The following is a 13,109-nucleotide window of genomic DNA, read 5'->3' on the forward strand; positions in this document are numbered from 1 at the left end:
GCGCTTAGATCCCTCCTGACGTCGGGATGACAGAAAAAATCAAAATCTAGTTGAATAGCAACGGGGCCAGTTCGTGCAAGCTCCGGCGCCAGGTCAGGAACTCGTGAGCTGTTTTGTCGGAAACGTAGGAAACGGCGTTATAACCAGCGGCTTTCAGGTCCGTAGCCGCTTTCTGAACACCGTCTGGCCGTTCTTTGCTACCGCAGCTAATGAAAACAAGTTTCGGTTTAGGCTTGTCCTTCAGATCCTCTGGCGCGTAGACACCGCCACTGAGCAGGCCATAGTATCCGAACATTTCTGGCTTGTTGAGGGTAACCATTTTGGTTTCCATACCGCCCATCGATAACCCCGCCATCGCCCGGTTGTCGCGGTTAGTGAGCGTACGGAAGTTGGCATCTACATACGGGATCAGTTCGTCTACTAAAACGGTCTGAAACGGGTCGATTTTGAACTCCCTGATCTTGCCAAATTTCACTTCGTTGGTCATACCGTAGGTCATCACAATCAAGAAGGGTTTAGTTTTTCCTTCGGCAATCAGATTGTCCATGATCAGGTTCGCATGTCCCTGATTGCTCCAGGCCGTTTCGTCCTCACCCCAGCCGTGTTGTAGATACAATACGGGATACTTTTTCGATTTGTCTTTCTCATAACCGGGTGGCGTATAGACGAAAGCCCGGCGCGCCATATTGGTGCTTTTGGATGGGAACAGAATCTGCTGCACGTTGCCATGCGGTACGTTCTTCAGCGCATAAAACTCCTGATCGTGAGCGGGGATCTCGATACCACTTTCCCACCGGACGGAGCCGTAGTAATTCATGGCACCGGGGTCGTTAAACTTCCCGCCATCGATCGTTACGTTGTAATAGTGGAATCCTTCGTCCATCGGCCCGGCAGTTGTACCCGTCCAGAAACCGTCGTCGCCTTTAGTGAGAATAGTGCCTCCACGGCCGCCCAGACCCAGACTCACGCGCACACTATCGGCTTTGGGCGCCTTGATGCGGAAGCGGGCGTAGCCCTGTGAGTTGACCTGCGGGTATTCCTGTCCCGGCTGATTGAGCGTAGAGGGTTTGAAATCCTCTAGTACGGTTTGGCTTGACTGTGCGAAACTGGTTGCACTGGTTAAAGCGGCTACAACGAACGCGGCTATTGTTTTAGTTGTCATTTTGGTAAGGGTTTGGGGGTGTTTTGTACCTATTTAAAAAGCTGTGGCAAGGTCGTGGCCAGATAGAGCTTGCAGTTCATCCAGGTATGGCCGCCTGGCACAATCTGCGCGTTGGGTTTTAGTCCTTTCTCCTTGAACATGGCTATGTTTTGCTTCACCGGTTCGTACAGGAAATCCTCGGTTCCGACGCTGATCGTGAATAGTTTCAACTGGTTGTTCATCTGGTCGGCATTAGGCGACCAGTTGGTGAAGTTTTTCTGGAACTCTTCCGTAGCCGTATACGGTGCGTAGGAACATACATAGGCGAATTTGTCGGGGTTGGTCAGGCCGATGTTCAGCGTTTGGCCACCACCCACCGAGAAGCCAGCCACCGCCCGGTTTTTGCTGTCTTTCAGTACCGGATAGTTGGCTTCTACGAACGGCACAATGTCATTTACCATGTCTTTGGTAAAGTCAGGCATCGGGCTTGGCCGCACATTGCCGTACGGCATTACGATCAGCATGGGTTTGGCTTTACTCTGTGCAATCAGATTGTCGGCAATCAGGTTGGCGCGTCCCACTTTGGTCCAGGTTTCTTCCGTATCTGAGCCGCCGTGAATCAGGTAAAGCACCGGGTATTTGGTTTTGCCAGTCGGATTAAAACCGGGTGGGGTATAAATCAGTACGCTACGTGGCCGACCCAGCGTCGTGGATTGATACGTTCGATAACTGATTTTGCCATGCGGTACGTTCTGAAGCGAATGAATCAGTGGCTGGTCGCCCGGTATGTCGACAATGCTCCGTTTGAAGCGTTCGTTGGCGAAAATGTACGTATTGTTCGGGTCTGCCACTTCCACGCTATCGACCCGAAAGCTGTAGGGATAAATGTCGGGCTTGACGGGGGGCACCGTAACGCTCCAGATACCGGATGTATCTTTTGTCAGCGCGACCGGAGCTTTTAGAAACTCGCCATTCAGGGTAACCTTCTGGGCATTGCGCGAAAAATAGCGGAACGTAATGCTATGGTCGGGGTGCACATCGGGTGAACTGATAGCGGGCGGGCGTTGGGCCATAACCACACCGACCGAAAGAAAAAGGGTGTATAGGAGATAGTTGATAGGTTTCATGAGATTGGAAATCTATTTGGTTAAACAGATCAAAATGAGTCGTTTTGTAATCCCTCCTGCCGCACCGGCGGACCGGTCGGGATGACAAAAATGCCGTGTCATTGGAACAATAGTGGCGTGGTTTCGGCGACGTATTTCTTGACGTTCATCCAGGTATGGCCACCGTCGGTGATCAGGCTTTTGTAATTCACCTTCTTAGCCTTCAGATAGTCCATGAATTCGACGGTGCCTTTGTATAGAAAATCGTCGCTACCTACGCTGACCCACAGCAGTTTCAGTTGCTTATTCGTATTGTCGGGATTACTGCCTATCTGTGGGAAGTTTTTGTCCATTTCCTGGGGCGACAGATACGAGCTGTAGCTACACACCCACGCAAACTTGTCCATATGGCCAAAAGCCGCCCGAAGGGTTTGGCCGCCACCGCGCGAGAATCCGCCGATTGCCCGGTTGTTACGGTCTGCAATGGTACGGTAGTTCTTGTCGACATAGGGGATAATATTGCCAATCAGATCATTGCCGAAATCGTTGGCCCGTTTGATGGCATCATCGCCATCGCGGACGGTTGGATCGGCGGGTTTGCTGCCGCCTTTCTGCTCAGCGATACGGGCCGCAATATTTCCGTACGGCATCACAATAATCATGGGTTTTGCCTTGCCGTCGGCAATTAGATTGTCCAGAATCAGGTTGGTTTTGCCTACTTTGAAGAAGGTTTCTTCGGTGTCGGTCGTACCGCTAATGAGGTAATAGACGGGATATTTCTGCGACGTATTTTTGTCGTATCCTGGTGGCGTATAAACAACCACAGAACCCGTTGTGCCCGACACAGACGGGTAATATTCATACGTAACCGCACCGTGTGCCACATCGCGCATGGCATGTATTAATGGCTTGTCGCCCGGAACATCAACCAGGCTGGCTTTAAAGCGCTCATTGGGGAAAAACGCTACGTTAGCCGGGTCCATAACCGTTACGCCATCGACCTGAAAGCTGTAGGGATAAATATCGGGCTTAACGGGGCCAACCGTTACGCTCCAGATACCCTGCTCGCCTTTGGTCATAGGAACGGGGGCTTTCTCGAATTGAGCACTCAGCTTTACCGCGCTGGCGGCTGGTGCCAGATATCGGAACGTAACGGTTTTGTCGTCGTTGATCTGGGGAGATACTACCAGCGGGCCGCGGGGTGGCTGGGCAAAGGCCAAACCCGATAGGCAACACAAGAACCATAGTAGAAACAACCGGTTCGGATAGGAGAAGGGAATAGGTCTTTTCATCGTTTCAGTTGGGTTTAGGATACGTAGTTGTTACTTGGCCCAGGCTTCCCCTTCGGCGGTACGTCGCCATTTGAAGTAATTGTTCAGTACGTTCAGGGAAGCGGCATCGGGAACGGGGCCGGTGTGTGGTGTCTGACTGAAATACATCACCGTGGGATTAGTCTCGCTAAAGGCTGGCCATTGAGGAACGCCCTTACCGTTGGGATCACCGTATTTGGCAAAATTGGTCCAGTAGGTGCCCATTGCCTCCGAAATAGCCAGATCGGTTTTGGTCGTTTGCGGGTTCGACGGATCGAGGTGTTCGAACACGTAGGAAACATCCTGTCCATGGCCTGAGCCATAGCCTGCTTTGGGCGAATCAGCGGGGTAGTCGGGGTGCTGATCGAAATAATAGTAGAACACTTTCGTCTTGCTGGTTTGGGCCTGGAGCCTTGCCCAACTCCAGGTATGCCAGCCAAAGGCTGCATCACGCATTAGATCGCGGGCGGATTTCGGTACGTTGTTCGTCCCGACCGGATACGCTTTCAGTAGATCGTCGGCGAATTTGCCGTAGCGCTTTTTGGTGTTTTCGATATATTCCTGCGGGGTTTTTGGTGGACCAAAACTAGCTCCTTCGTCGGAATTATAGCCAACCAGAACCGGTACGTGGTTGTATTTTCCCGATTCATAGAGTTTGTATTGATCGTCTGGAATTACATAACCATCGATAATCGGCCACGCCATTCCGGGTCCACGGCCTCCCGGCAGTTTGTCGGCATCGATCTTACGTAGTTCAGCAATGGACGAAGCGCCCGCTAATTGGGTATAGGCTTCTCCGCCTTTTTCGGCTTCGCGAAGACGTTTTAAATTCTCTCCCGGATACGTAGTAGGGCGGGACGGACCAAATGAACCGCCACTCTGCGAGATGGCTCCATGAAACAAACCTTTCGCCAGTGGCGACGCGCACAGCATACTAACGGCAATGCCCCCCGCCGACTCACCAAAAATGGTCACCTTGCCCTGATCACCACCGAACGCGGCAATGTTTTTCTGGACCCACTTGAGACCGGCAATCATGTCCAGTAACCCGTAATTACCTGAAACGTGATGCGGGTTTTCAGCGCTTAGCTCCGGGTGAGCCAGAAAACCAAGCTGTCCAACCCGGTACGCAATGCTAACCAGCACAACGCCCTTCTTCGCCAGCTTTTCACCACTGTAGCTGGGTTCCGACGTAGCGCCGAAGCTAAATCCACCCCCGTAAATCCAGACCAGCACCGGCAGGCGTTCGCTGGGTGATTTTGCCGGACTCCATACGTTCAGGTACAGGCAATCTTCGCTTTTACCCGACGGTGGGTTGCCGCCCTGAATGGGAGCTGGGGCAAATTTTTTCGTTTCGCGCACACCGTCCCATTTTTCTACGGGCTGGGGGGCTTTCCAGCGTAAATCTCCGATGGGGGGAGCCGCAAAGGGAATCCCCCGGTAGACGGTTAAGCCATCTTCTGTCCCGCCCTGAACGAGTCCACCGTCGACTTTAACGGGGGACGGTTGTTGGGCAAAGGCCATACAGGTCGCCAGGAACGTAACGAAAAGCGCCAGTTGTTTCATGGTTTTAAGGGTTTAGGTGGATTTTGGTGTTTACTCCGCGCTGGCCTTATACCCCATCAGCGACAACATCTCTACGGCGTAGCGACGGCCGAATTTTCGGATACTTTCGGAGGTGAAGTGTAGCTTGTCGGGAACGGCGGGCAGCCCTTTCGATGAAATGACGTGCGCCTGCGGTATCGTTTGGGGCAACGTAGCAATGATCGGGTTCATACTGGCACATTTACCTTCCTGATCCGCGTTGACCAGTTCGCCAGCCAGCAGAGGAATTGAATTGGGTGGTAATTGCAGGTCAGCGAGCAGATCGTCATATATTTTTTTGACTTTGGCGGGCCAGGCTTTATCGCCCGTGTTCGATTCGCCCTGATGCAGCAGAATGCCTTTGATAACGCCTTTTTGCTGGGCTAACCTGGTCATTTCCACTAGTCGTTGGTAGGGGTTACCGCCGTATTGCTTCGCCATATTGATCATCCAGGGCCTTTCTGCGGCTGATGAATCCAGATAGGCCTGATAACGGCTCTTGTCAAAGATTTCGATTTTGCTACCCGCAACGGCTACGGGCACCACGCCCACCCGGATGTTATCGGGCAGATTGGCGACCATCGTACGGCCAAAATAATCGGCAGGCGACAGACGTGTGTTGCAGCGAAATAGAGGAGGTTTGGCGACGTACCAATCCCCTTTACTACGGCCTAAATCGGGGCAATCAAGCACCGAAAGCACCTGAAACCGGGAGCTGACAGTCGTATCCTGCGGTTCAATGGGGGCCGGACCTTCCATATTCGACTGTCCCAGACAGAGGTAAATATGGAAATTGGGGTCCTGGGCGCTCGCTGAACAAGTCAGTACAAACAGGAAAAAAATGATGAGTAGGGGAAGCTTATTCATGGTTGATTGCGTCCAGAATGCGGAAATAATCGAAGTCGACATAGCCACCAGCTTGTTGAGTGGCGTAGTTAAATAGGCCAAACCGATAACCCATAAAATGCGGCAGGGTATAAGGCATTTTCAACGGTTCGCCAATGCGGGTCCAGGTTTTGTTGTCGAGGCTATAAAAGAAATTCGCCGTGTCTTTCCGGTCTTTGAAATCGCACTCGGCTTTCAGATAAACCGTTTTCTGGCTGAGTGGTACGCGTTGCACCTCAATCGCTTTGCCCGAACTGGCGCTCACCATCACGATGGCGTTTTGCCCATTGTCGCGCTTTACGCCTACCAGACCGTAATTTTTCTGCAACAGACACAATCCGGCAAAGTCGCCATCTTTCAAATTCGCTACGTCGAGGGCGGTGGCCCCAGTCGATTCCGGGCCAATGGTACGTTGGGTAAGCGTATTTCGAGCCTGCACAAACGACGTATCGATACGTCCCGTTTTAAGTCGCAAATACCCTTTCCGATCAGCGATAGACCAGAGACTATTGTCGGGGTTATGGTTCCATTGCCAGACCAGCGGAAGTGGGGCTTCGCCTTTTTTGCGGCTAAATTCGTCGGAGTGCACGATGCCTGGGATCAGGCCTTTGCTGGCCGGTAAAGCAAGGGTTTCGGGTACTTTGCCGTTGATACCCAATACGGGCCAGCCCGCTTCCCACGTAACGGGAACCAAGTAAGGAATCCGGCCTACACCTCCAAAATCGCGAAAGAGGTAGGCAAACCAGTTGCCATCGGGCGTATCGATCAGGCCACCCTGGGCTACGCCCAAATCCTGCAAACCGACTCGTCCTTCCCAGGGACCAGTTAGTTTATCGGCCCGATGAATGACCACAGTTCGCATACCACCTTTGGGCCAGGTAATGTTGAAGAGGTAATATTTGCCCTTAACCTTGAAGAGTTGCGAACCCTCAGCCGGTAAGCCCCCTCCCGTACCGGATGGCGTGCTGGCGTTTTCAATCAGTACCTGCTCAGTTGTGCTCGGCTTTACACCCGACGCATCGGCATTGAGTTCAAGTAGTTTGAGTTTACCCGCGCCATAAATCAGATACGTCCGGCCGTCGTCATCAAAAAATAAGCTATGGTCATGGTAAGATGGCGAAAACGAAGTTTCTTTCCAGGGGCCTTTTTCAATGTCTTTGGTGGTATACACGTAGGTTTTTCCCGTGGTCTGGGCAAACGTAGTAACGTAGAACGTACCGTTATGGTAGCGAAGACTGCTAGCCCACGAACCACGTCCGTATGTACTCTTGCCATTGGTCAGGTTGAGCGCATCGACACTCGCCAACGTATCGTAGGCATACCCAACCAGTTTCCAGTTCACCAGATCTTTCGACTTCATGATCGGTAAGCCCGGACTCATATGCATGGTTGTACTGCTCATGTAGTACGTATCACCTACGCGAATCATGGCCATATCCGGTACATCGGCGAAAATGATCGGGTTGTGAGCCGTTTGCGCGTTTGCCAGAAGCTGTGTCAACAACAATACCAGTATCAGAGCAGAGCGAAACAATGCAGTTTTCATGTCAGTGAGTCAGTTACGGTTTTCTTCGGTTATTCCAGTGGGCCAATTAGTTCAATAAAGGTTCCATCGGGGTCCTGCACGAGTACAAAATGTGCGTTCGCATTCAGTTGGGTGGGCGTACTACCCAGAAAAGGAACCTTCATCTGCGTTAGTCGGTCGATGATGGGCTTAAGCGCCTTTACATTGATCGTGATGTACTGCATACCCGTATCATCCTGAATGAATTTGGGTTTCGGATGAGAAGCCGCTTTGCCGAAGCTCATCAGTTTCCAATCGGTGGCTTCTGCGCTGTTTTCCAGTTTCAGCATCGTAACGGCTACTGGTACTCCATTCGTCAGGCCGGATCGTTTTCCAAAGTCATCATTGATCGTGAAGCTGCCTGTTTTAACCATGCCAATCCCATTGACATAAAAATCCAGTGAGCGTTCGAGGTCAGCGACGACTACGCCTATACCAATGACTTTGCTACTAAAATTGGATTGCGCCTGCGCCAACCCACCGATGAACAGGATGAGCGATCCCAGAAGCCATTTTGCCGTTGATTTTTTCATACGTTTTTGAAATTTTTCTTCGACATGATTGACATGTTTTTTGTCCGGCACATCCTGTTGATCCCTCCGGCGGCCCGGCTGTAAATCTTGTCGAAAAACACAGGTACATTCAATACTTTATGGTTAACTGTGTCAAATTGACACTTTTTAATTTAACAACAAATTTCCCTTTCTCTGATCATCAGGCGCATGAATCGATTTTTAGTCTTTTAGAAGTCTGATTTGAGAAAAACGAGGAGTGTTTTTTCCGTTGCCGGCAACGATTTTCAGCGTTATTACCGTGTCATCGCTCGCTTTCAGTCGAACGGTTTTACCATCATTAACGATTACTTCAGCGGGCTTGTCATTAAGAAGGAAACTGATATTGGCTATCGGTATGGTATCCAAAGCACTGACATCAAGAAATTTACCCGCCTGTCCTTTGTTTTGTAGTTCATAGGATATGGCCGAACGGGTTCGTCGCCAAAAACGCTCGTCATCGTAGCCCGATTCCGTTTTTTCGCCTTTAAACGCGTGATCGACTTCGGGTTGTTGCTCACCACAATTGACCTTATCGATCGTTTTCGCATCGAGCGCCAGGGCTGCTGCTTCCTGTTGCTTCAGCCGGGCTTTCTGCTCGTCGTAGTTCGCCTGCGTAAATGTCTGGAAATACATCTGATAGCGGGCGTCGTGGATGGCGTAGAACGGTTGCAGCGTCAGCGAATCCAACTGGAAGGTCAGCCCGTCAGCCGGTTTGATTCGGGAATGATACGTATCCGGACTGCCAATCAGCGCATAGGCTTTGTCGAGCGGATACAGTTTGCCTTTGGTTTCGTGCCCCATGCGGCTGTCGTCGGCAAACAACCCATCCAGATCATTGGTCGATGTTTTGGCGGCCAATACAATCGGACCATGCACAAAAGCAGCCCAGTTGGAGCCATCGGGCAAATATTCCAATTGCGTAGCCGTAGTGAAACGAACGGTCAGTTTGTCGCCCGTTTTCCACTTCCGGTTTATCGTTACGTAAGTTGATGGCTTGCTGTCTATTTTCTGCGGCTCCCCATTGACCAGCACCGTAAAATTTTCCGCCCATTTCGGATGCCGAATATTCAGCCCAAACGTCTGGGGTTTCGCTAGTTTTAGAACCAGTTCAGACTGATTCTGGTAGGGGAACTCCGTTTTTTGAGTCAACTGTATTTTCTTGTCTGACCAATTCAGCGTAGACGGGATAAATAGGTTGACAAACAGGTCATTGGTGGAATGGCTGTAGATTAATTCGCCGTATTTGGTATGGTTTTCCAGCCCGGAGCCTACACAGCACCACATACTGGTTTCCGGCTGCGAATACACTCGGTAATGGTTCGGGCGTATGGGCGTGAAGTACACAAATCCGCCTTTCTCGGGATGTTGTGTCGACAGAATGTGGTTGTAGAGCGTTCGTTCGTAGAAATCCAGATAACTGGGTTCGTTCTTATCCAGAAACAACGCTTTGCTCAGCCGCAGCATGTTAAACGAATTGCAGGTTTCGGGCCCCTGATTCGACCTTAGCATGGTGCTAAAATCGGTCGTAGGGTTGAAGTGTTCACGTACGCTGTTACCCCCAAACGCCACGCTACGTTGCTGCGCTACGTTTTGCCAGAAATACATGGCTGCATCCGACCAGTCAGTATTGCCGGTGAGACTGGCTATTTTCTCGTAACCGATTACCTTCGGAATCTGCGTGTTGGCGTGCAATCCCGTCAGCTTGTCCTGCTTTTCCATCAACGGATTCAATAGCGCCCGGTGCGATAGTCGTTGGGCCGTTTCGAGGTATTTCTTGTCTTTTGTCAGCATGTACAGATCGGCAAACGTTTCGTTGATCCCGCCATGTTCGGTACGTAGCACCTGCTGAATCTGCTCGTCGGAAAGGGGGTTGATGAGGTCGATAAACCAGTTGCCCAGGCCAATCAACACCTGTTTTGCCTGCTTATTTCCGGCATATTCGTAGGCATCGCGCAGCCCCGCAAACAGCTTGTGTATGTTATAGAGTGGCACCCATGTATTATTCAGGCCGAAGCTGCTACCATCGATATCGCCTTTGTGAATCCGCTCCCAAAACAGTTTCCCCTGCGGAATGCCACCCACATAGCCGTTTCCGTTTTTCATCTGGCAACGTGCCAGTTCAGAAACCATATAATCGAGCCGTTTCTTTATCTCAGCATTGCCTGTCGAAGCATACATCATGGCCAGGGCCGACAGATAATGTCCGGCGATATGCCCATCCAGCCCGGAGCTTTCCCAGTTGCCATAGCGGCTGGCTTTAAGCGGCAATTCGGCATCAATCAGGTACGGTGCCAGCAATTTATCGGGATTGAGCGCCAGGATGTACGTCAGATCAACATCCTGCGCCTTTTTAAACGCGCCACCCGTCAGCTTTACGTCTTGCAACGGAAATGACTGCATCTGCGCCCACGTCGTGCCGCCTAACAGAAGCAGAAAAGCAATGAATACTACGTTCGTTTTCAAGGTAGATACTTCGTTTTTCTCACCAATTTAACCAAAGCCTTGCGGCCAAAGCTCTTCTTTTTGTCATCCTGACGACAGGAAGGATCTTCGAGCGCGAAGGTTTTCCTGTATCACCCGAAGATCCTTCCTACCGTCAGGATGACAAAAAAGCGCTATGACAAAAAAATCGACTTGTCATCATGACTGAATCTCATCATTCAGAAATCGCCAATCAGGATTCATCGACTTGATCAATTCTATCTTCTTTTCTCTCCGCCAACCTTTTATTTCCTTTTCACGCGAGATGGCGTTACGTACGTACCGATGATGCTCCCAATAAATGAGTCGGTGACAGTAGTATTTACCTGCGAACGTCTGTGGTTGCCCGCGCGATTCATAATGCTCCTGTAACCGTCTGACCAAGTCATTTGTCATACCCGTATAGAGCACCGTTTTTTCGGGGTTGGTTACGATATAAACATAGAAAGCGTATTCACTCACAAGCGCTACGGTTTTAGAATTTTTTGTCATCCTGACGATAGTAGCGGCCTTGAGTTACAAATTTTCGTTCATTGACTCATTTTTGTTGTCTTTTCTGTTTTGTCATCCTGACGATAGGAAGGATCTTCGGATGGTATAAAACAGATTCTCCTCCGAAGATCCTTCCTATCGTCAGGATGACAAAGAAAGAAGTGCTGGCAATCGACTATTACTTCAGCATCGAATCATTGCCTTCGTATTTCAGGTATTGGAAGGAAGCTGTGTTGGTTGTTGGCTCAGCCGACGACGTAGCGTACATGCCATACAGACAGCCAATGAAACCACCCGCTACTTTTGTACTCAGAAACTTGCCATCGACGTTGTCTTTCAGCAGCGTCCAGTTTTTGGCATCGGTCGATACGTAAAAACGGTACGTATCCCCCTGCGAGGTGATGCGCAGACCGACTTTACCGGCTTTCGAATCCAGTGGGGTTTCCGCAAGGAGTTCCATCGTTTTTTCGCGGGGAACGCTCTTGAACAGCTGCAGCACATCCTTCCCCTGCGATTGCGATTTACATAGAAAATAGAAATGGCCTTCGTCCTGTAAAACGACCAGCCCGGCTTTTTCTTTATCCGATTTCGGGCTAAAGGTCAATTCGGTTTCGGCGGTGCTGTTGAGATGCTGCTGGCGCTTTCCGATGAACGCCGGATTGCCCATCTCCATCACTGTTTCGGGTTTCAGTTTCAGCGTAAGACCATCTTTTTTCGAGAGTGAATAGGAATTCTTGTCGTGTGTGCGCATAAACAGAAGCGCTGGGTCCAGACCCTTATCGAAGGTCAGTGTATAGGCGAAATTACCCGATTGCGGTAAGGCTCCCTTTTGTTTGACTTCCTTGATGTTGGTGGTGTAACTGTAGGCGATTGGCTTTTCGCCATGCTCAATCATCGGCCAGTCGTTTTGCCAGGTCAACGGTGCAATGAAGGTTTCGCGACCGGTGTTGTAATAATCGCCTTCGTAAGGACGTACCGCCAGAAAAATCGAATACCAGTTTCCGTCCGGTCCTTCCACAAACTGCGCGTGTCCCGCCGACGTAATGGCGTCTTTCCGGTCAGCCGGTAATTCCCGTTGCGTCAGGATTGGATTCCCTTCGAACGGTACGTATGGCCCCCAGACATCTTTGCTACGTAGCACCACTTCGGAGTGGTTGACCGACGTACCGCCTTCGGCTGCGTAGAGATAATACCAGCCGTTCCGTTTCATGATGTGCGGCCCTTCAATCCAGACGGGCTTTTTAGACAAATCTACCCCGCCATTGACCAGTTGCTTTTCTTCGCCAATAACCTTTAAATTTTTGTAATCAAATTCATACATGCGGATCGTGCGGTGGCCCGAATATAGGGGTTTCCGATCCGGTGCATCGCTGTTGTAGATGATGTAGGCTTTGTCGGTTTCCTCGTCGAAATAAATAGATGGGTCGATGCCTTTTACTTCCGGCACCTTGACCGGATTACTCCACGGCCCGGCCGGATTTTTGGCCGTAACGACAAAGTTGCCGTCGTGGTCGATATCGGTACAGGTGACGTAGTACGTTCCTTTATGATAGCTGATGGCAGGAGCAAACAGGCCACGGGTCAGGCGTTCGCCCATGAAATCCATTTGTTCGGGGCGGTCGATGACGTTGCCGATCTGCTTCCAGTTTTTCAGGTCCTTGCTGTGCATGACCGGGATACCAGGAAAATAGGAAAAGGTCGAATTGATCAGGTAGTAATCCGTTCCAACCTTCACGATGCTCGGATCAGGGTAGAAACCTGTCAGGATAGGGTTGACCAGCGTGGTCTGGGCGGAAGCGGAAAAGCTTATTACCAGACTCAGTGTAGCGAAAAGAGCTGGAAAAAGGCGGTTGTTCATTAGATTTCAGGTAAATTACTTTAACTTATTTAACGTTTTTTGACGTCTTTTTTGTCATCCCGACGCCAGGAGGGATCTTCGGATGATACCCAAAAATCTCCTCACCCGAAGATCCCTCCTGGCGTCGGGATGAC

At 50.6% G+C, this 13,109-nt stretch carries 10 protein-coding genes; all 10 read right to left on the reverse strand.

Going from position 1 to position 13,109, the window contains the following annotated elements; translation table 11 throughout:
* Window positions 1–46: 46 nt before the first annotated feature.
* The 10 genes from GK108_RS17940 to GK108_RS17985 all read right to left on the reverse strand — a co-directional run bounded on the left by GK108_RS17940 (window position 47) and on the right by GK108_RS17985 (window position 12,975).
* Window positions 47–1,162, reverse strand: coding sequence for an alpha/beta hydrolase-fold protein (locus tag GK108_RS17940; protein ID WP_163951580.1), 1,116 nt, complete (start codon window positions 1,160–1,162; stop codon window positions 47–49).
* Window positions 1,163–1,191: 29 nt separating this feature from the next.
* Window positions 1,192–2,268: an alpha/beta hydrolase gene (locus tag GK108_RS17945; protein ID WP_163951582.1), complete on the reverse strand. Its 1,077-nt coding sequence runs from the start codon at window positions 2,266–2,268 to the stop codon at window positions 1,192–1,194.
* A gap of 98 nt (window positions 2,269–2,366) precedes the next feature.
* Window positions 2,367–3,539, reverse strand: coding sequence for an esterase (locus GK108_RS17950; protein ID WP_163951584.1), 1,173 nt, complete (start codon window positions 3,537–3,539; stop codon window positions 2,367–2,369).
* Between the two features lie 30 nt (window positions 3,540–3,569).
* Window positions 3,570–5,123 (reverse strand): carboxylesterase/lipase family protein, encoded by a 1,554-nt coding sequence (locus tag GK108_RS17955; protein WP_163951586.1) that lies wholly within the window; start codon window positions 5,121–5,123, stop codon window positions 3,570–3,572.
* A 30-nt stretch (window positions 5,124–5,153) separates the two neighbouring features.
* Window positions 5,154–6,008, reverse strand: coding sequence for a sialate O-acetylesterase (locus GK108_RS17960; RefSeq protein ID WP_163951588.1), 855 nt, complete (start codon window positions 6,006–6,008; stop codon window positions 5,154–5,156).
* Window positions 6,001–7,572 carry a glycoside hydrolase family 43 protein gene (locus tag GK108_RS17965; protein WP_163951590.1) on the reverse strand — a complete coding sequence of 524 codons (1,572 nt, stop codon included), beginning with the start codon at window positions 7,570–7,572 and terminating at the stop codon, window positions 6,001–6,003. Before GK108_RS17965 ends, GK108_RS17960 begins: the two co-directional genes overlap by 8 nt.
* Before the next feature lie 29 nt (window positions 7,573–7,601).
* Window positions 7,602–8,123 carry a VOC family protein gene (locus GK108_RS17970; RefSeq protein WP_163951592.1) on the reverse strand — a complete coding sequence of 174 codons (522 nt, stop codon included), beginning with the start codon at window positions 8,121–8,123 and terminating at the stop codon, window positions 7,602–7,604.
* Window positions 8,124–8,324: 201 nt separating this feature from the next.
* Window positions 8,325–10,544 (reverse strand): glycoside hydrolase family 127 protein, encoded by a 2,220-nt coding sequence (locus tag GK108_RS17975; protein WP_394366282.1) that lies wholly within the window; start codon window positions 10,542–10,544, stop codon window positions 8,325–8,327.
* A gap of 240 nt (window positions 10,545–10,784) precedes the next feature.
* Window positions 10,785–11,117, reverse strand: coding sequence for a GIY-YIG nuclease family protein (locus tag GK108_RS17980; protein ID WP_212592830.1), 333 nt, complete (start codon window positions 11,115–11,117; stop codon window positions 10,785–10,787).
* Window positions 11,118–11,295: 178 nt separating this feature from the next.
* Entirely contained in the window at window positions 11,296–12,975 is a 1,680-nt protein-coding gene (locus GK108_RS17985) for a glycoside hydrolase family 43 protein (RefSeq protein ID WP_163951596.1), read from the reverse strand.
* Window positions 12,976–13,109 lie beyond the last annotated feature (134 nt).

The organism is Spirosoma terrae, from assembly GCF_010435915.1.
In the GTDB taxonomy this organism is placed as follows: domain Bacteria; phylum Bacteroidota; class Bacteroidia; order Cytophagales; family Spirosomataceae; genus Spirosoma; species Spirosoma terrae.